The following is a 19,616-nucleotide window of genomic DNA, read 5'->3' as shown; positions in this document are numbered from 1 at the left end:
CCGTGTCCTCAGGCTTCGATCCGCGCCAAGGGCTGGATGTTGATGTCGGTCGTCAGCTCCTGGTAGGAGATGACGGGCAGCTCGTAGAGCTCCTGCTCGATCATCTTGCGCATGTAGCGCCGGATGTCCATCGAGGTCAGCAGCACCGGACGCTGGCGGCCCACCGACAGATCGCCGACGGTCTTCCTGATGTTCTCCACCAGCGTCTTCGACAGCTGGGCGTCGAGTGCCAGATAGGAACCGGCGGAGGTCTGCCGCACGGCGCCGCGCACGCTGTCCTCGACCGCCGGCGCCAGCAGGTAGGCGGGCAGGATGTTCTGTCCGCTCGAATGCTTGTGGCTGATGTGGCGCTTCAATGCCATGCGCACGTACTCGGTGAGCAGCACCGAATCCTTCTCCTTCTGGCCCCACTCGATGAGCGCCTCGCCCACCGCGCGCAGATTGCGGATCGATACCTCCTCGGACGCCAGCCGCTGCAGGATCTCGGCGATCTTGTGGATCGGCAGCACGCGCTGCAGCTCCTTGGCCAGCTCCGGAAAACGCCCTTCGAGGTTGGTGATCAACGCGCGCGTTTCCTGGATGCCGATGAAGTCGGCCGCGTACTTCTTGAGCACGAAGGCGATGTGGTAGCTCAGCACCTGCGTCGGCTCCATGAACGAGATGCCGGCGCGGCCGAGCGGGTCCTTCAGCTCGGCCGGCGTCCAGAGGGTCGGCATGTTGGGCAGGAACTTGCGATCGTTCTCGAAGGGGATCGACAGCGCGGTGAGGTTCTCCTCGGTCTCGCGCACCAGCAGGTAGCCGGCGCGCAGGCGTCCCTGCGAAACGGGAATCTCCGCCAGCAGGATCGAATAGGTCTCCGGCGGCAGGCGCGGGTTGTAGCGCAGCTGGATGCCGGGAAACACGATGCCGAGGTCGAAGTACAACGCGCGGCGGATCTTCATGAGCTCCTCGTTCAGCAGCTCGGCCGAGAACACGCTCTCGAGCGCATCGTTGACGTCCACCATCAGCGGCACGGTGAGCGTGAAGCCCTCGGTGTCGTCGGCCTTGGCGGCCGCCGCGGCGGCGCTGGCTGCCTTCGACTGCGCCGCGGCTTCCATCGCCGAGACCGTCGTCACGCGCCCCGTCTTGGCATCGACCTGCTGGCGCTCGCCGCGGATCAGCGTGTAGCCCACGGTGCCGACGAGGAATGCCAGCATCAGGAACGGAATGGCGGGCATCCCCGGAATGAGCGCGAAGCCGACCATGACGGCCATGCCGATCATCAGCGCCTTGGGCTGCGACAGCAGCTGCGTGCCGATGTCCTTGCCGACGTTGGAGGGGCCGCCGTCGGCACTGGTGACGCGGGTCACGATCATGCCGGCGCAGATCGAGATGAAGAGCGCGGGAATCTGCGCGATGAGGCCGTCCCCGATCGTGAGGATCGAATAGACCTCGACGGCTTTGCCGATGTTCATGTTGCGCTGCATCGTGCCGATCAGGATGCCGCCCAGCAGGTTCACCGCCACGATGATCAGCCCCGCGATGGCGTCGCCCTTGACGAACTTCATCGCGCCGTCCATCGAGCCGTAGAGCTGGCTCTCCTTCTCGACCAGTCCGCGACGGCGGCGCGCCTCGTCCATGTCGATCACGCCGGCGCGCATGTCGCCGTCGATCGACATCTGCTTGCCCGGCATCGCATCGAGCGAGAAGCGCGCGCCGACCTCGGCCACGCGCTCGGCGCCCTTGGTGATGACCACGAACTGAACGATGGTCAGGATCAGGATTCTGAGCCTTCTGGGCCTTTATTCGGAGAAGGCCGCGAACGTCGACATCCAGGAGGTGATGGAGGGCATCGGCGGCGAGGCGCGGCGCACGATCCACCTGGCGGAAAGTTTCATGGACATGGTGGAGGCGGAGTCGGGCGTCTATCGGTATGCATTGACTTTCGCGGGTGCGGCGGTGCTCGATGCGGTGGATGCCACATGGGCCTCGGCCAGCGCGCGCGGCGTGACCATCACGCCGCGGCTTGGCGCCGCGGACTGCACGATCTCGGCGGACGCTTCGCTGCTGACGCGCGCCTTCGTCAACCTGCTGAACAACGCGATCCGCTACAGCGAAAGCGGCAGCAGCATTCATGTGTGCCTGGAAGCGAACGACGAGCCGGGCAAGGTCGGTGGCGAGGTACTGATCTCGATCCGCGACGAAGGCGCGGGAATGAACGCGGGCCAGGTCGCCGGCCTGATGGACAGCGGCCTGCGCCGCAAATGGAATTCGACGCCGTCGGCGCGCGACGCGGGGCACGGCTGGGGGATCGGCATGACGATCGTGCATGCCGTGGTGGCGCATCACGGCGGCTGGATCGACGTCATGAGCGCACCGGGCGCGGGGACGACTTTCGTGATCGGCCTTCCGATGGCGACGGACGATGTGCAGCCTGGTGACGAGGGCTGATCGATCTGCCCTCGTCAGGCTGCCTCAGGGGCACATGGCATCGGCAACGTGGTGGGCACCGACACCGTCGCGGCGAGATGGCACGAAGCGCGGCGGGTCGGCGACTTCGACGGGGCGCGCGTGTACCGCGTCGAGCAGGTAGCCGCGCCGATACACGTTGCGCAGGACGTAGCCGTTGGCGGGCTCGAGTTGCAGGCGGTTGCGCAGGACCGACAGATGGGTGTCCACGGTTCGGGACTGGCCGTCTCCGGCCGTCGGCCAGACGGCGGCGCGAAGGTGATCGCGCGAGAAGAGCTGGCCCGGGCGATTGAAGAAGAAGGTGGCCAGCGCGAACATCTTGGGATTGAGCTTGATGGGAACGCCGTGGAGTTCGACGGTCGACTCCAGCGGCAGGAAGCGGTAGGGGCCGAACACCGCCTGGTTCTCCGGGCAGGTCCGGTAGGTGCGCCGCAGAACGGCGTGCACGCGGGCCCTGAGTTCCTTCGAGGTGTAGGGTCTGACGATGAACTCGCTCAGCGGCGATTCGAAGGCCGGGCCCATGAGCGCCACGTTCGATGGGCTCACCGCAACCAGCACCGGCGCATCGCGATCGGCGGCGCGGACGGCATCGACGCATGCGGACGGCGACGCCTGTTCGGCGCCCATGACGAACACCACCATGCCGATCCGACGGCATTCGGCGGCCGATCGCAGCGCCTGCGGCGTCGAGAACACCGTGGCCTGATGGCCGAGCGCTTCCACACTGGCGCGTGCGCGATCCACGAGAGCGCGATGGCGGCCGACGATTGCGATTTCCATATGCTCACTCTTTGAGGTACGCCGGCGCAGGCCGGCGAAAGCGAGGCGACTGATGTGTCGGCGTGCCCCTTGCCGAATGCCCGCGGCACCTTGGAGAAGGCCGCATGCACACGCGACAATGTGCGATAAATGCGCAGGAACAATCTGAACAATTGTTTCAAAGGGGCGTAGCGCGTGGTACTTTTTCGCTGCCCGAGCGAGTGCTCGGCGACCGGGTGCGCGACCGGCCGCCGATGCCGAGAGCGCGCGTCCGTCAGGCCGTCGCGAAGCGGCGCGGCCGCTCGACGTTCGGCAGCAGCGCCGCGACGATGCCGAGCAGCGGCAAGTAGGCGATGACGCGGTAGACGAAGTCGATGCTGGTGTGATCGGCCAGGAGGCCCAGCAGTGCGGCGCCCAGGCCACCCATGCCGAACGCGAAACCGAAGAACAGGCCCGAGACCATCCCGACCTTGCCCGGCATCAGTTCCTGCGCATAGACCAGGATCGCGGAGAACGCCGAGGACAGGATCAGCCCGATGATGATCGTCAGCGTCGTGGTCCAGAACAGATCGGCGTGCGGCAGCAGCAGCGCGAAGGGCGCGACGCCGAGGATCGATGCCCAGATCACGGGCTTGCGGCCGATGCGGTCGCCGACCGGCCCGCCCACCAGCGTACCGAGCGCGGAGGCGAACAGGAACACGAACAGATAGACCTGTGCGCTCTGGACCGACACGCCGAACTTGTCCATCAGGTAGAAGGTGTAGAAGCTGCTGATGCCGGCGATATAGAAATACTTCGAGAAGATCAGCAGCAGCAGCACGCCGATGGCGCCGATCACCTTGCCGCGCGGCAGCGGCGGCACGGCCGCACGTTGTGCCGGGCGCGCCTTGGCGGCCGCCTGCTGGACCGCATACCACTTGCTGACCTGCGTCAGCAGCAGGATGCCGACCAGCGCGGCCAGCCCGAACCATGCCACGCTGCGCTGACCGAACGGCACGATGATCGCCGCCGCGACCAGCGGCCCGAGCGCGCTGCCGGTATTGCCGCCGACCTGGAACAGCGACTGCGCCAGCCCATGCCGGCCGCCGGAAGCCATGCGCGCAACCCGCGACGATTCCGGATGGAAGATCGACGAGCCGGTGCCGACGAATGCCGCAGCGAGCAGCACGATCGCGAAGCTCGGTGCGAAGGCCAGCAGGATCAGCCCGATCAGCGTGAAGCTCATGCCGACCGGCAGCGAATAGGGCGTCGAACGGCGATCGGTGTAGAGGCCGACCAGCGGCTGGAACAGCGAGGCGGTCAACTGGTAGGTGAGCGTGATCAGTCCGATCTGGCCGAAGCTCAGGTGGAAGTCGCCCTTCAGGATGGGATAGATCGCCAGGATCAGCGACTGCATCATGTCGTTGATCATGTGCGAGGCGCTGATCGCGCCGAGCACGCCGAACGAGGCGCTCGGACGGTCCGTCATGGGGGTCAGGCGAGCGGTGGAAGAGGCAGCAGTCGATGACATGGGCTGGGCGCGGTCGCTGCCGCGCGCGTTCGTTGAGACAGGACGAAGGCCGGATGTTAGAGATAGGATGTTTGCCTGTCTCGCGCCCTTCGGGCCTCGATCTTCGCGAAAAGGACATCCGCCTCCTCCGGCATCGCCATGACCCCGACCCCGCATTTTCTTGCCGAGTTCCGGCGCAGCGGCATGCCGGTGACCAGCCGGGCGATCGACTACCCGGCCGGCCACGTGATCGACAGCCATGCGCATGCCGAAAACCAGCTGATCTACGCGGTGCACGGCGTGATGATGGTGGCCGCCGAGGGCGGCCAATGGATCGTGCCGCCAACGCGAGGCATCTGGATGCCGGCCGAACTGACGCATCGGATCCGCTGCATCGGCGTGGTTCACATGCGCAGCATCTACGTGCGCCCGGACGCCGCGCCGCAGCTGCCGCGGCGCTCGCAGGCGGTGGGCATCTCGCCCCTGCTGCGCGAGCTGATCCTGGCCGCGATCGAGGTCGAACACCCCTATGCCGAGGACTCGCGCGCGGGACGCCTGATGCGGCTGTTGCTGGACGAACTGCAAGCGCTGCCCGTGCTGCCGCTGCACCTGCCGCAACCGGCGGATCCGCGGCTTCGGCGCATCTGCGCGCGGCTGCTCGAACGGCCGGGCGACGTGTCCACGCTGAGTCATTGGGCGCGGCTTCTCGCGGTCGACGTCAAGACCATCCAGCGCCTCTTCACGCGCGAGACCGGCATGACCTTCGGTCAATGGCGCCAGCAGGCGCGCCTGCTGCGCGCGCTGGAACGGCTGGCGACCGGCGAGAAAGTCGTCGAGATCGCACTGGCGCTCGGCTACGACAGCCCCAGCGCCTTCGCGACGATGTTCAAGCGGCAATTCGGGCAGACGCCGAGCGCGTTCTTCCGCTGAACACCTGCCCGACCTAGGTTTTACCCGTATTTCGCGCGCATGGTGAACGTCACCGATCGATGATCGATCGGCGATGGGTCCCGCGGCGTTGTGGGGAAGGCTGCGTCGTTCGTACAGTGGCGCCGCGGGTCCGGACAAGCGTGACTTGCACATCCGCTATCCGATTCATCCACCACGGAGACAACCATGGCCAACCCCGAGAAACACGAGCGCGCCAATCCCCAGTCGAAAAAGGCCGCCGCCAGCGGCTGGATCGGCTCAGCGCTCGAGTACTACGACTTCTTCATCTACGCGACGGCAGCGTCGCTGATCTTTCCCCAGATCTTCTTTCCTTCGGGAAATCCGAGGATCGCTATCATCGCCTCGCTCGCGACCTACGGCGTCGGCTATGTCGCGCGGCCCATCGGCGCTTTCGTGCTCGGGCACATGGGCGACACCCATGGCCGCAAGCAGGTCCTGATCGTCTGCATGTTCCTCATGGGCTTCTCGACGATGGCGGTCGGGCTCCTGCCGACGTACCACCAGGTCGGGCTGTGGGCGCCGGCGCTTCTGGTCGCGCTGCGGCTGATCCAGGGCTTCGCGGTGGCCGGCGAGATTTCCGGTGCCAGCTCGATGATCCTGGAGCACGCGCCCTTCGGCCGGCGCGGCTTCTTCGCCAGCTTCACGCTGCAGGGCGTGCAGGCCGGGCAAATCCTGGCCGCGGCGGTCTTCCTGCCGCTGGCGCACTTCATGCCCGAGGACGCCTTCAACAGCTGGGGCTGGCGCATTCCCTTCCTGCTCAGCTTCGTGGTCATCGTGGCGGGCTACATCATCCGCCGCGAGGTCGAGGAGACGCCCGCCTTCGCCGAAGAAGGCCAGCACGGCGAGCTGCCCAAGGCGCCGATCATCCAGGCCTTCCAGCTCAGCTGGCGGGACATGATCCGCGTCGTCTGCATGTCGCTGATGAACGTGATCCCCGTGGTGGCCACGGTGTTCGGTGCGGCCTACGCGGTGCAGCCGGCCTACGGCATCGGCTTCCAGAAGGACATCTACCTGTGGATTCCGGTGCTGGGCAACATCCTGGCGGTGCTGGTCATTCCCTATGTGGGCAATCTCTCGGACCGTATCGGCCGCAAGCCGCCGATCGTCGTCGGCGCGCTCGGCGCCGGGCTGCTGTCGTTCCTGTATCTCTACGCGATCAGCATCCACAACGTGCCACTGGCGATTGCCGCCTCGCTGCTCATGTGGGGCATCGTCTACCAGGGCTACAACGCCGTCTTCCCGAGCTTCTACCCCGAACTGTTCCGCACGCGCACCCGGGTCTCGGCCATGGCGATCTCGCAGAACATCGGCACGACCATCACCGCGCTGCTGCCGGCACTCTTCGCCACCGTGGCGCCTCCGGGCTCGACCAACGTGCCGCTCACCATCGGCGCGATCACGCTGGGCGTGACGGTCATCTCGGCGATCGCCGCCTTCACTGCGCGGGAGACCTACCGGGTTCATCTGAACGACCTCGGACAATCGGGCGCAGCGCCCGTCGACAAGCTGGAATACGACCGACTGCGGGCGCAAGCCATGGCCGACGCGAGGCTGGCCAAGGCCGGCGTCTGAGCAGCGGGGCGATCGGAGGATCGCCTCTCGCCCCGACGGCGCGTGCTTTTTCGGTGCGCGACGCCATGGCCCCAGGCAATCGGCACCAGGATCGCGCTCCACGGGCACCATTTTTGCTTGCGATTGGTACGCATCCGTGCAAGGCGGACGAAGCGCACCAACTCAAGACAAAAACTCCCCATGGACGCACTCAATCAGGGCGCAAACGCGCTGTTCATTCTTCTCGGCGCCATCATGGTGTTGGCCATGCACGCGGGCTTCGCCTTCCTCGAACTGGGCACCGTGCGCAAGAAGAACCAGGTCAATGCGCTGGTCAAGATCCTGGTCGACTTCTCGGTTTCGACCATCGTGTATTTCCTCGTCGGCTACGGCATCGCCTACGGCACGCATTTCTTCGTCGGCGCCGATCGGCTCGCGCTCCAGAGCGGCTACGGGCTGGTGAAATTCTTCTTCCTTCTCACCTTCGCGGCCGCCATCCCGGCCATCATTTCGGGCGGCATTGCCGAGCGCGCCAAGTTCTGGCCGCAGCTCATCGCCACCGCGGTGATCGTCGGCTTCGTCTACCCGCTGTACGAAGGCATCGCATGGAACGGGGCCTTCGGCATCCAGGGCTGGATCGCGTCGCTCACCGGCAGTCCGTTCCACGACTTCGCAGGCTCGGTGGTCGTGCATGCGGTCGGCGGCTGGCTGGCGCTGCCGGCCGTGCTGCTCCTGGGCGCGCGCCGCAACCGCTACCGCGGCGACGGCTCGCTGAGCGCGCATCCACCATCGAACATTCCCTTTCTCGCACTCGGTGCATGGGTGTTGTGTGTCGGCTGGTTCGGCTTCAACGTGATGAGCGCACAGACCATCGACAAGATCTCCGGTCTGGTCGCGGTGAACTCGCTGATGGCCATGGTGGGCGGCACGCTGGTGGCGCTGGCGCTCGGCAGGAACGATCCGGGCTTCGTCTACAACGGGCCGCTGGCCGGGCTGGTGGCCGTGTGCGCCGGTTCCGACCTGATGCATCCGCTCGGCGCGCTGGTGGTGGGCGGCGTGGCGGGCGCGATCTTCGTCCTCATGTTCACGCTGGTGCAGAACAAGTGGAAGGTCGACGACGTGCTCGGCGTCTGGCCGCTGCATGGCCTGTGCGGCACCTGGGGCGGCATCGCGGCGGGCATCTTCGGCAGCAAGGCGCTGGGCGGGATCGGCGGCGTGAGCCTGCTGGCGCAATGCATCGGCGTCGCGCTCGGCGTGGCCTGGGCCCTGGTGGCCGGCGCCGCGGTCTATGGCACGCTCAAGGCGACGATGGGCCTGCGCCTGACGCAGGAAGAGGAGTACGACGGCGCGGACCTGTCGATCCACCACATCACGGCGACGCCGGAGCGCGAGGCGAACTGGTGATTCGCCAGGCCGCGGCGCGTCTTACCAGCGCACCCTGAGCCCGAGCGAAGCGCCGATCGAACTGCTCACGCGCGCCTGCCCGCCCGAGGCCCACAGCCTGCCGAGTTCGCCGTAGAGGCTGGTGCTGTCGTTGAGCGCGAGCGTGAAGCCCCCAGCCAACTCGGCGGCGGTGCTACCCGTCCGGCTGGCGATGAACGTCGTCGCTGCCGGCGTGACGAAGCTTGCGACATCGCTGCCGCTCGAGGCCCGGTACAGGTTCAGCCGCGCATGGGGCTGCAGCCTGCCCGCCGCGGTGGCGATGTCGCCCTTCACGCGCACGCCGCCGCGCACGAGCCAACCGCTGCCGGCCTCCTGGCGCACCAGCGCCGAGGCGATGTTGGCGTCGTCCAGCGCAAGGTGCTGATGCACGAGTTGCAGCTGCGGCTCGATCTGCCAGCCCTCACCCAGCACGAAGGCCTGGCCCACTTCGAGCGAGGCGCTCAGGCTGGTGGCCTTGCCGTGGAGAGGCAGGCTGTCCAGGGCCTGCATGTCGTAGTGATGGCGCCCGGCCTGCAGCACGGCGTCGGCGTAGAAGCCGCTGTCATTCGTCCAGGTGACGTAGCCACCGAGGTACTGGCTGTGCAGGCTGTTGCTGCCAACGGCGAGGCTGGGCTGGCCGAGCGCGAAGCCGTGGACGCTCATGCTGCCGTCGAGCTGACCGACGTACAGGCCTGCGTGCCAAGGGGTGTCGGCCAACAGGTCGGTACCAGCCTGTACGCCCGTCAGGCGTCCGCCGCTGTGAGGACTGACGGTGCCGTCCTGGCGGATGTCCCGGCGGGTATCGAGGACGCGTGCCCAGGCGCGGCGATTGCCGGTGGACGAAGGGGTGTCGGGGGCGCTTCCCTGCAGGCCGGCCTTGGCTGCGGCTTGCACGTCGTCGTCGCCGATGCGCTGATGCAGATTGCCGAGCATCGCGAGGTCGCCCTGGCGCAGTTGCTCGGGCAGCGCAGCGAAGAGCGGGACTTCGGCACGGTAGCTGGGCACTTGCACGGGTGGAGGTGGTGGTGCTGGTGGTGCCGGCGGTGACGGCGGTGACGGTGACGGTGGCGGTGACGGTGACGGTGACGGTGACGGTGACGGTAGTGGTGGTGGTGGTGGCGGCGGCAGTGTGCTGGTGGAGCGCAGGTACCAGTTCTCTCCCGCGCCCGCGGCGTCGCCGGGCTGCAGGGTGTAGGCGTAGGCGCCCGCATCCACATGGCCGCCCTGCAGCGCGAAGGCGTCCTTGGTGCCTTGTGCGGTGGTGGTGGCGCCGTTGAGGGCGCCGATGAGTTCGATGCCGTTGCCACTGGTGAGCGCGCCCAGGCCCATGGTGTTGACGACTTGCACGGTGGTGTGGCCGCTGGCGCTGGCGCCGGGGCCGTTGAGCACGAGGCGGTCGCTGGCACTGGCGCTGTCGCCCAGGGTGGTGGCCAGGCGCAGGATGCCGCCGTTGCCGACGTAGGCACCGGTGACGGTGAGCGTGGTGCCGGGCGCGGTGCCGGCCAGGTAGACGGTGCCGGCATTGGTCAGACTTGCGAGGGTCTGATCGAAGCCGGCCAGGTCAAGCGTGGCGCCGGCGGCGATGGTGTGTGCGGAGGCGGCGCTGAGGGAATTGACGGCACCTGCGCGCAAGGTGCCTTCAGAGACGATGGTGGCACCCGTGTAGGTGTTGGTGCCGCCGAGGACCAAGGTGCCGCTGCCGATCTTGCCGAGGTCGCCCGTGCCGGTGATGCCGCCGGCGAGCGTGGCGGTGAAGGCGCCGGTGTCGATGGTGGGGTCGCCCGCGCCGGTGAAGGCGATCGGGTTGGTGAGCGTGAGATTGTCGGCAGCGAAAGCGAGCGTGGTGCCGGGGTCCATGGCCAGGGAGCCAGTGCCCAGGGCGGTGCTGTTGCCCACTGCAAGTTGGCCTGTGTGCAGGGCGGTGCCGCCTGTGTAGCTGTTGCCGCTGGGGCTCGCGAGTGTCAGAGTGCCGCCACCGGTCTTGACGAGCGTGCCGTTGCCGCTGATCGCGCCTTGCTGCGTCAGGGTCATGCCCGGGTCCGTGTCGAACGTGCCCGATCCGTTGAGGATCGTGGCCCGATTCATCGTGAGGTTGCTCGTGGTCTGCAGCGTGCCGCCGTTGAAGCTGAGGCCGCCTGTGGGATCGCCCAGGTTCACGTTGCTGGATACGGAGACCACGCCGCCATTGAAGCTCGTGCCGCCCCTGTAGGTGTTGGGACCCCCGAGGGTCAGCGTGCCGGCACCGGTTTTGGTGAGGGTGCCGTTGCCCGAGATCGGATTGGAGAAGGTGGCATCGCTGGGTTGATCGATGACGAGGACGGCGTTGTCGGTGATCGGGCCGGTAGCAAAGCTCGCGGCGCTGCCGGCGAGCGTGCCGTCGGTGATGATGGTGCCGCCCGTATAGCCATTGGCACCCAACAGCGTGAACATGCCCGTGCCGACCTTGATCAGCGAGCCACCAGCGCCCGAGATCGCGCCCGTGTAAGTCGTGCTCGTGCTATCGCCGACCGTCAGCGTGGCCGTGCCAAGATTCACGCTGCCGGCACCAGCGAGCGAGCCGAGTGTCTGGCTGAAGTTGTGGAGGTCGAGCGCGGCACCCGCTGCCACGGTGAACCGGCTGCCCGACGCGAACGTGTTCGCCGCGCCGGCCTGCAGCGTGCCCGCATTGACGTTCGTCGGGCCGGTGTAGCTGCTCGCGCCGGACAAAGTGAGCGTGCCGATGCCGGTCTTGGCGAGGGCACCCGGCCCTGAGATGACGCCGGTGGACGCGAGGTCGGCGTCGGTCTGGAAGGTACCCCCGCCATTCCCAAGGGTGACGGCACGCGCGGTCGCAAAGCTCGCGGTGGTCTGGAGCGTGCCGCCATCGAGGGTCAGGCCACCCGAGGTTGCGCCGAGATTGGCGTCGGAAGAAACAGCCAGCGTGCCGGCACGGATGGCGGTCCCGCCGCTGTAGGTGTTGACGCCATCGAGCGTGAGTGCTCCGGGGCCTTGCTGAACAACCGAACCCGTGCCGGTGATCACATTCGCCAGATCGACCGCGATGGCCTGATTGAAGGTCAGGCTCCCGCTGACGCCGATGTTCCCGATCAATGCCCAGCCGGACTGCAGAGTCAGCACGTTGCTGCCGCCGGTGAATGCGATGGCATTGGCGCGGGTGACGCCATCGGCCGCCAGGCCACCCTCGATCGTTCCGCCGTTGATCACTGTCAGGCCAGCCCCGGAAACGCCCGCTCCTCCATGGCCGCCCGCGCCGGCCCTGCCGCCATCGCCAGGGCCGTCTCCGGTTCCGCCCACACCGCCTTTTCCGCCCTGGCCTCCCGTGATGCTGCTGTTGCTGGCGTTCGTCAAGGTCGCGCCCGACGCCGTGATGCCGACGCCCGTGCCGCCATCACCGCCGCTCCCGCCATTGCCGCCTATACCTTCGCCGTTGCCATCGCCCATGCCTACGCCCCCGCGGCCACCATCGCCCCCGGTGCCCCCGCTGATGGTGGATTGATTGACGAACTGCGCCGCCGCCGTCCCCAGCAGGCCGATGCCGCCACCACCGCCGCCGCCGCCGCCGCCGGCTCCGCCGTTGAAGCCGCTCGCACCACCATTGCCGCCGGCTTGACCATTGCCACCCATCGACGACGCAGAGACTTCGAGCGGTCCTGCGCTCGTCTGACCATTGGCCCCACCATTGCCGCCACCGCCACCGCCACCGCCGTCTCCTTCGGTCCCGTCACTGCTGGCTCCGTTCTGGCCTGCCGCTCCGCCGGCACGGCCACCGGCACCCGAGCCGCCCGTTCCCCCGACAGTTGCGCCGGAACCGCCTCCGCCCCCGCCCCCGCCTCCGGCGCCGAAGCTTTGTCCGACGCCATCGCCTCCGTCCTGTCCGTCAGTGCCGCCTGCGCCACTTTGAAAGCCTCCGCCATTGCCGCCGGCGGCGTGGGCGATGGGCAGACCAAGGCACGACAGCGCGGCCATCAAGACGCACGTCCACGCCGTGCTCGAAGCGCTGCACGTTCGCTTGCCTCGCGCGGGCGTGTTTTCGGGGGCGGCAACCCAGGCACCGAGCGCGGCGTTCCAGAGACTGCGGTGGATCTTGTTCATGGCGGAACTCCCTGTTTGCTCTTCGCGTGTTGGCGACGCATTGAATGTAAAAATCAATGCCGACCCATCGTGACGATTGCGACAAAAAGCGAGATTCCAGGACCTGCTGGCGCAGTCAGCGACAGCAAATCTCCACTGCACGGCAGTAGCATCGCGCGGTATGACACCGCGCCTGTGGGAAGACCGTAATGCCAAGGCGCACACGTGCGCCTTCCATCGCGGCGTCTGGCACGCGTTGCGCGCGCTTTCCCGGCTGAGCGAAACATGCACGCGTTCGAGCGCATCACACTGATCTCGGTCACCGGCCTGCCCGACGCCGGCGGCGCGGCGCGCGCACTGCAGCACAGCCTCGCGCAAATGCCCGGCAGCCGCGCCGTGCTGTGCTGCCCGCAGGCGCCCGATGGTCTGGCTGCCGGCATCCGCCATATCGCACTGGCATCCATGAACTACCACGAGTACAGCTGGTTCATGATGTTCGCGCTCTGGCGCGTGGTGCCGACCGAGTTCGCGCTGGTCGTGCAGGACGATGGCTGGGTGATCAACGCAGCCAACTGGAACGACGAGTTTCTCGACTGCGACTACGTCGGGGCACCGATCCACCTGGCTCGCGTCGTCACGCCCGAAGCGTCCTACTGGTCCACGCGCTTCGAGTGGAGCAAGGACTACGGCCGCCCGGGTTGCGTCGTGACCCCAGTTCAGAACGGCGGCTTCAGCCTGCGAAGCCGCCGCTTCATGCGTGCACTCATCGATCATCCCCACATTCGCGTCGAGATCCCGCCGCCCGATGCGGTCGAGGGCCATCCGCTCACGATGCACTGGAAGCATCGGCCGCTGCTGGAAGACGTGCAGCTGAGCGGCGTGCTGCGCCCTGCACTCGAAGATGCGGGACTGCGTTTTGCCTCCGTCGATGTCGCGCGCCGCTTCTCCATCGAGCATGCCGGCCCGGCCCTCCACCACGGCTGGAATGCGCTGCAACTGTTCGGCCACCATGCCAAGGTGCGCCGACTCGCGAGCCTGTCGCCGCTCACCTTGCGCAGCGAGGTTCCGCTGTCGCAACTGGACCAGTGGTATGGCGAGCGCGAAATCCTCCAGGTGTTCGAGCGGCTCGGCTACACGATCGAATTCGCGCCGGAGCCCTCCTAGCCGATCACGCCGTTCACTTGACCTGCTGCTTGCCCAGCTTGCGCGCCAGCGTGCGCCGATGCATCCCGAGCCGGCGCGCGGTCTCGGAAATATTGAAGCCGGTCTCGGCCAGCATCTCGTGGATGCGCTCCCACTCCAGCGTCTTGATCGAGGTGGAGCGGCTGGTCAGCTCGACCTCGGTGGTTCCCGCCGCACGTCCGAAGGCCGCCTCGATGTCGTCGGTGTTGGAAGGCTTGGCCAGATAGTGGCAGGCGCCGAGCTTGATGGCCTCGACCGCGGTCGCGATGCTGGCGAAGCCGGTCAGCACCACGATCAGCATCTCGGGATCGTGCGCGTGCAAGGTCTTGACGCAGGCCAGCCCCGATGCCTCGCCGTTGAGCTTGAGGTCGACCACCGCATAGCCCGGCGAATGCGCGCGCAGGAGCTCCTCGACCTGGCCCAGGTTGGAAGCGCTCATCACCGCATAGCCGCGCCGCTCGAACGAGCGCCCGAGCGTGCGCGCGAAGGCGGCGTCGTCCTCGACGATGAACAGCAGGCGATCAGCTTCCATCTTCTTCATCCTCCTCTTCGAGCGTGATCGCCGCCAGCGGCAGTGTGAGCTGCACCACGGCGCCGCCTTCGGGCCGGTTGCGCGCGGCGACCACGCCGCCCAGCGTGCGTGCCACATTGACGACCAGGAACAACCCCAGCCCGCCGCCCGGCCGCCCCTTGCTCGACTGGTAGGGCTTGCCGAACTGCGCCAGCATTCCGGGCGCGAAGCCGGCGCCGTCGTCGGTCACCGTCAGGGTCAGCGCATCGGCTTCGCGCGCCGCTTCGAGGCGCACCCATCGCCGCGAGGCCTCGCCCGCGTTGTCGAGCAGATTGCCGATCATCTGCTTGAGCGCCGAGTCGGACACCATCGGCAAGTCCGCGCCGAAGCGGTTCTCGTAGACGAAGTCGATGCCGGGATGCCGCACGCGCCAATCCTCGGCCAGCTCGCCGAGAAAAGTGCCGATGGTCGTCTTCGCCGACGACTCGCCGCGCGCCTCGCCGGCCGACAGCAGGATGCCGCTCACGATGGACTTGCAGCGCAACACCTGGGTCTGCATCTCGCCCACCTCCTGCAGCAGTTCGGGGTTCGACGAGAAGGCCGGCATTCGGCGCCAGTCGCCGAGGATCACGGCCAGCGTGGCCAGCGGCGTGCCGAGCTCGTGCGCCGCGCCCGAAGCCAGCAGGCCCATGCGAACGATGTGCTCTTCCTCGGCCGCGCGCTGGCGCAACGCCGCCAGCCGCGCATCGCGCGCACGCAGGTTGCGGCCGATGCGCGTGATGAAGATCACCAGCAGCCCCGCGTTGAGCGCGAAGCAGATCAGCATGCCTTGGATGTACGGACTGGCCAGGCCTCGGTAGTGATCGAGCGGCAGGGTCAGCGGCCGCGACAGCAGCGCCAGCCCCGCGAAGCAGGCGCCGGTGACGGCGACCATGGTCCAGGTCGACCAGGCCTCCAACAGCACGGCGCCCAGGATGACCTGCAGCAGATAGAGAAAGGCGAACGGATTCGTCGCGCCGCCGCTCAGATAGAGCTGCGCGGTCAGCATGCCCACGTCCACCAGCAGCGCGAAGAACAGCTCGCCGTTGGTGACCTCGCGATGCGCGCGCCAGCGCAACAGGCTCGCAGCATTGAAGGCGACGAGGCAGGCCAGCACCGCCGTCATCGCGCCCAGCGGCAGGCGGATGCCGAAACCGAAGTGCACGATCGCGATCGTGACGACCTGGCCGACGACCGCGATCCAGCGCAGCTGGATCAGCTGCTGCATGTTCTGCAGGCCGGTGGCGTCGTCGAGGCTCGCGGGCTGGTTCATGGCCGTCCCGCATTCTCGTCGGCATGGCGATGTTGGCGGCCGGTCTCCTCGCGTGCGACGCGCCATGCGGCCAGCGCGGTCATCAGCGCGAGGGCATACCAGGTGATCGCATAGACCAGATGGTTGTTGGGAAAACTGATCACCGTCAGCCCGCCGGCCGGCCATGCGCGCGGCGCGCCGGCTGCACGCGGCGCCGCGTCGGCGTCGATGAAGAAGGGCGCGACAGGGTCGAGCCCGCGCGCGCCGGCAATGGCCTGCACATCGCGCGAGTACCAGCGGTTCGCGGCCGGATCGTTGTGGCGCAGAAAGCCGCCGCCAGGCTCCGTCATGCGCAGCAAGCCGGTCACGCTCGCCGGTGCATCCGCCTCGGCCGCCGCGTGTGCCGCCGGCTCGCGCGCCTCGGGCGGAACGAAGCCGCGGTTGACCAGCACCACGCCGCCCTCCTGCATGCGCAGCGGCGTCAGCACCCAGAAGCCGGCGCCGAGCTCGGTGCTCGCCTGCACCAGCGTCTCGCGGTCGTGAAGAAAGATGCCGCTCACGCGCACATGACGGTATTCGTCATGGGCCGCATTCAGCTGCGGCCATTGCGCTGCCCCGGGCGCCGCAACGGCCGGCGCGTGCACGCGCGCTTCGACGCGCGCGATCAGGTCCAGCTTCCAGGCCCTGCGCTCCACCTGCCAGGTGCCGAGCGCGACGAAGCCCGCGAAGACCCCCACGGCACACGCCGCCAGCCCGATCCGGGCGGCCGTGGAACGTGCGGCATGGCGTTGCGGCGGCGGCGTCAAGGCATGGACTTCATGTCCTGCGTCGACATCGGCATCATGTTGTGATTGAGGTGGTACATCACCCATAGGGAGCCGCTCAGCGTGATGACGACGAGCACGATCGTGAAGATCAGCGCCAGCAGCGACCACCCGCCTTCCGATCGGGTGTTCATGTGCAGGAAGTAGATCATGTGGACCACGATCTGCACCGCCGCGAAGGCCAGGATCACGATCGCCGTCGTGCTCGACTTGTCGAACACCTTGCCCATCACGAGCCAGAACGGAATCGCGGTCAGGATCACCGACAGCACGAAGCCCGTCATGTAGCCCTTGAGCGTGCTGTGGCTCGCGCCGGCACCATCGTGGTCTGCGTTCATTGCAATTGCTCCATTCCAGGAACACCGCGGAACCGGCTTTGCCGGGCCGCTGGTGTTGCCCCCTGCAAGGGGGTGGGCGGCCACACGAAGTGGGCAAGCCTGGGGGTCATTTCAATGTCCCCATCAGATAGACGAAGGTGAAGACGCCGATCCACACCACGTCCAGGAAGTGCCAGAACATCGACAGGCACATCAGCCGCCGCTTGTTCTCGGCGATCAGCCCGCGCCGCGCGGTCTGCACCATCAGCGTGATCAGCCAGATGGTGCCGAAGGTCACGTGCAGCCCGTGCGTGCCGACCAGCGTGAAGAACGAGGACAGGAAGGCGCTGCGCTGCGGGCCGGCGCCGTCCTGGATCAGGTGCGTGAACTCGTAGAGCTCGATGCCAAGGAAGGCCGCGCCGAACAGCCCGGTGATCGCCAGCCAGGCCAGCATCGGCTTGAGGCGGTCACGCTGCATCTCCAGCACCGCGAAGCCATAGGTGATCGACGACAGCAGCAGCATCGAGGTGTTGAGCGCGACCAGCGGCAGCTCGAACAGGTCGGCGCCCGAAGGGCCGGCCGCGTAGTTGCGGCCCAGCACCGCATAGACCGCGAACAGGCAGGCGAAGACCAGGCAGTCGCTCATCAGGTAGAGCCAGAACCCGAGCAGGGTGCCGTTCTCGACGTGATGTTCCTCGGCCAGGTAGAAGTGCGGCGCATCCGGCGCCGATGCACCACTCGCGGCGGGAGCCATCACGGCGCTCATGCCCGGCCTCCCGCGGGTTGCAGCGCGGCCAGCTGGCGCGTGCGATGGCCTTCGACGCGCACGACCTCGTCGGCCGGAATGTGGAAGTCGCGCTGGTAGTTGAAGGTGTGGCCGATCGCCACCGCCAGCACGCAGAAGAAGGCGACGCCGGCGATCAGCCACATGTGCCAGATCAGCGCGAAGGCGCACACCGCGCTGAGCATCGCCAGGATGAAGCCCGCACTCGTGTTCTTCGGCATGTGGATCGGGATGAAGCCCGCGAGCGGCCGCACGTAGCCGCGCTTCTTCATGTCCCACCAGGCGTCGCTGTCGTGGATGCGCGGCGTGAAGGCGAAGTTGTACGCGGGCGGCGGCGACGAGGTCGACCATTCGAGCGTGCGCGCGTCCCACGGGTCGCCGGTGGTGTCGCGCAGCGACTCGCGCCGCCGGAAGCTCACCACCAGCTGGATGATGAAGGACAGGATGCCGAGCGCGATCAGGAAGGCGCCGAAGGCCGCAATCTGGAACCAGATCTGCAGCGACGGATCCTCGAAATGGCTCAGGCGGCGCGTGACGCCCATCAGGCCGAGCACGTACAGCGGCATGAAGGCAAGATAGAAGCCCACCAGCCAGAACCAGAACGAACACTTGCCCCAGAACGGATCGAGCGTGTAGCCGAAGGCCTTCGGGAACCAGTAGGTGATGCCGGCGAAGAGGCCGAAGATCACGCCGCCGATGATCACGTTGTGGAAGTGCGCGATCAGGAACAGGCTGTTGTGCAGCACGAAGTCCGCCGGCGGCACCGCAAGCAGCACGCCGGTCATGCCGCCGATCACGAAGGTGACCATGAAGCCGACCGTCCACAGCATCGGCACCTCGTAGCGGATGCGGCCGCGGTACATGGTGAACAGCCAGTTGAAGATCTTCGCCCCGGTCGGGATCGAGATGATCATCGTCGTGATGCCGAAGAAGGAATTGACGCTCGCACCCGACCCCATGGTGAAGAAGTGGTGCAGCCACACCAGGTACGACAGGATGGTGATGACGATCGTCGCGTACACCATCGACGCATAGCCGAACAGGCGCTTGCCGGCGAAGGTGGACACCACTTCGGAGAACACGCCGAATACCGGCAGCACCAGGATGTAGACCTCGGGGTGGCCCCAGATCCAGATCAGGTTGACGTACATCATGGCGCTGCCGCCGAAGTCGTTCGAGAAGAAGTTGGTGCCGGCGTAACGGTCCAGCGCCAGCAGCGCGAGCACCGCGGTCAGCACCGGGAAGGCGGCGACGATCAGGATGTTGGTGCACAGCGCGGTCCAGGTGAAGATCGGCATCTTCATCAGGCCCATGCCGGGCGCGCGCATCTTCACGATGGTCGCGATCAGGTTGATGCCCGACAGCAGCGTGCCGATGCCCGCCACCTGCAAGGACCATATGTAGTAGTCGACGCCGACGTCCGGGCTGTAGGCGATGCCCGAGAGCGGCGGATAGGCCAGCCAGCCGGTGCGCGCGAACTCGCCGACGAACAGCGACATCATCACCAGCACCGCGCCGCTGACGGTCATCCAGAAACTGAAGTTGTTGAGGAAGGGAAAGGCCACGTCGCGCGCGCCGATCTGCAGCGGCACGACGAAATTCATCAGCCCCGTGACCAGCGGCATGGCGACGAAGAAGATCATGATCACGCCGTGCGCGGTGAAGATCTGGTCGTAGTGGTGCGGCGGCAGGTAGCCCGTCGAATCGCCGAAGGCCACGGCCTGCTGCAGCCGCATCATGATCGCGTCGGAGAAGCCGCGCAGCAGCATCACCAGGCCGAGAACGATGTACATCACGCCGATCTTCTTGTGGTCGATGCTGGTGAACCACTCGCGCCACAGGTAGCCCCATACGCGGTAGTAGGTCAGCGCGCCGAGGATCGCGATGCCGCCGATGGCGACGGCGATGAAGGTCGCGAGCAGGATCGGCTCGTGGTACGGAATGGCCTCCCAGGTGAGGCGGCCGAAGATCAGCTTCGTGAGGTCGGGATGGTCGAACATCGTGCGTCCGGAATGT

14 protein-coding genes and 1 pseudogene are annotated in these 19,616 nt (G+C 67.1%); 5 read left to right on the top strand and 10 right to left on the bottom strand.

The window, feature by feature from the left end; genetic code table 11:
* Window positions 1–8: 8 nt before the first annotated feature.
* Window positions 9–1,760: pseudogene (gene sctV / locus E5P2_RS00655) on the bottom strand (type III secretion system export apparatus subunit SctV); the annotation flags it as partial.
* On the opposite strand from sctV, the gene E5P2_RS00650 reads away from it, so the two are divergent.
* The gene (locus E5P2_RS00650; protein WP_162565261.1) at window positions 1,747–2,430 is read left to right on the top strand and encodes a sensor histidine kinase; all 684 of its coding nucleotides are present in this window, start codon (window positions 1,747–1,749) and stop codon (window positions 2,428–2,430) included. The pseudogene sctV and the gene E5P2_RS00650 overlap by 14 nt on opposite strands.
* 24 nt (window positions 2,431–2,454) lie before the next feature.
* Here E5P2_RS00650 and E5P2_RS00645 read toward each other — a convergent pair whose 3' ends face one another.
* Complete coding sequence (locus tag E5P2_RS00645) at window positions 2,455–3,228, bottom strand: response regulator transcription factor (RefSeq protein WP_162565260.1); 774 nt, start codon at window positions 3,226–3,228, stop codon at window positions 2,455–2,457.
* 253 nt (window positions 3,229–3,481) lie between these two features.
* Window positions 3,482–4,675, bottom strand: coding sequence for an MFS transporter (locus tag E5P2_RS00640; protein WP_232080534.1), 1,194 nt, complete (start codon window positions 4,673–4,675; stop codon window positions 3,482–3,484).
* Between the two features lie 180 nt (window positions 4,676–4,855).
* On the opposite strand from E5P2_RS00640, the gene E5P2_RS00635 reads away from it, so the two are divergent.
* The 3 genes from E5P2_RS00635 to E5P2_RS00625 all read left to right on the top strand — a co-directional run bounded on the left by E5P2_RS00635 (window position 4,856) and on the right by E5P2_RS00625 (window position 8,602).
* Window positions 4,856–5,626 (top strand): AraC family transcriptional regulator, encoded by a 771-nt coding sequence (locus tag E5P2_RS00635; protein ID WP_162565258.1) that lies wholly within the window; start codon window positions 4,856–4,858, stop codon window positions 5,624–5,626.
* 186 nt (window positions 5,627–5,812) lie between these two features.
* On the top strand, window positions 5,813–7,219 hold the full coding sequence (locus E5P2_RS00630; RefSeq protein ID WP_162565257.1) for an MFS transporter: 1,407 nt from the start codon (window positions 5,813–5,815) through the stop codon (window positions 7,217–7,219).
* 180 nt (window positions 7,220–7,399) lie between these two features.
* On the top strand, window positions 7,400–8,602 hold the full coding sequence (locus E5P2_RS00625) for an ammonium transporter (RefSeq protein WP_162565256.1): 1,203 nt from the start codon (window positions 7,400–7,402) through the stop codon (window positions 8,600–8,602).
* 21 nt (window positions 8,603–8,623) lie between these two features.
* Here E5P2_RS00625 and E5P2_RS00620 read toward each other — a convergent pair whose 3' ends face one another.
* A complete protein-coding gene (locus tag E5P2_RS00620; RefSeq protein WP_162565255.1) occupies window positions 8,624–12,712 on the bottom strand; it encodes an autotransporter outer membrane beta-barrel domain-containing protein in 4,089 nt (1,362 codons plus the stop codon).
* A gap of 264 nt (window positions 12,713–12,976) precedes the next feature.
* On the opposite strand from E5P2_RS00620, the gene E5P2_RS00615 reads away from it, so the two are divergent.
* Complete coding sequence (locus E5P2_RS00615; RefSeq protein ID WP_162565254.1) at window positions 12,977–13,855, top strand: DUF5672 family protein; 879 nt, start codon at window positions 12,977–12,979, stop codon at window positions 13,853–13,855.
* Window positions 13,856–13,868: 13 nt separating this feature from the next.
* Here the strand turns inward: E5P2_RS00615 and E5P2_RS00610 are convergent, their stop codons facing one another.
* The 6 genes from E5P2_RS00610 to cyoB all read right to left on the bottom strand — a co-directional run bounded on the left by E5P2_RS00610 (window position 13,869) and on the right by cyoB (window position 19,600).
* A complete protein-coding gene (locus E5P2_RS00610; RefSeq protein WP_162565253.1) occupies window positions 13,869–14,405 on the bottom strand; it encodes a response regulator transcription factor in 537 nt (178 codons plus the stop codon).
* Entirely contained in the window at window positions 14,395–15,696 is a 1,302-nt protein-coding gene (locus tag E5P2_RS00605; protein ID WP_162565252.1) for an ATP-binding protein, read from the bottom strand. Before E5P2_RS00605 ends, E5P2_RS00610 begins: the two co-directional genes overlap by 11 nt.
* Window positions 15,693–16,481: an SURF1 family protein gene (locus tag E5P2_RS00600; protein WP_232080533.1), complete on the bottom strand. Its 789-nt coding sequence runs from the start codon at window positions 16,479–16,481 to the stop codon at window positions 15,693–15,695. Before E5P2_RS00600 ends, E5P2_RS00605 begins: the two co-directional genes overlap by 4 nt.
* Window positions 16,478–16,837 (bottom strand): cytochrome o ubiquinol oxidase subunit IV, encoded by a 360-nt coding sequence (cyoD, locus tag E5P2_RS00595; protein WP_162565250.1) that lies wholly within the window; start codon window positions 16,835–16,837, stop codon window positions 16,478–16,480. Before cyoD ends, E5P2_RS00600 begins: the two co-directional genes overlap by 4 nt.
* 106 nt (window positions 16,838–16,943) lie before the next feature.
* Entirely contained in the window at window positions 16,944–17,582 is a 639-nt protein-coding gene (cyoC, locus tag E5P2_RS00590; RefSeq protein WP_162565249.1) for a cytochrome o ubiquinol oxidase subunit III, read from the bottom strand.
* Window positions 17,579–19,600 (bottom strand): cytochrome o ubiquinol oxidase subunit I, encoded by a 2,022-nt coding sequence (gene cyoB, locus E5P2_RS00585; protein ID WP_162565248.1) that lies wholly within the window; start codon window positions 19,598–19,600, stop codon window positions 17,579–17,581. Before cyoB ends, cyoC begins: the two co-directional genes overlap by 4 nt.
* Window positions 19,601–19,616: the final 16 nt, after the last annotated feature.

The organism is Variovorax sp. SRS16 (assembly GCF_901827165.1).
Classification (GTDB): Bacteria; Pseudomonadota; Gammaproteobacteria; order Burkholderiales; family Burkholderiaceae_C; genus Variovorax.
This window is presented reverse-complemented; position numbering and strand designations above follow the sequence as displayed.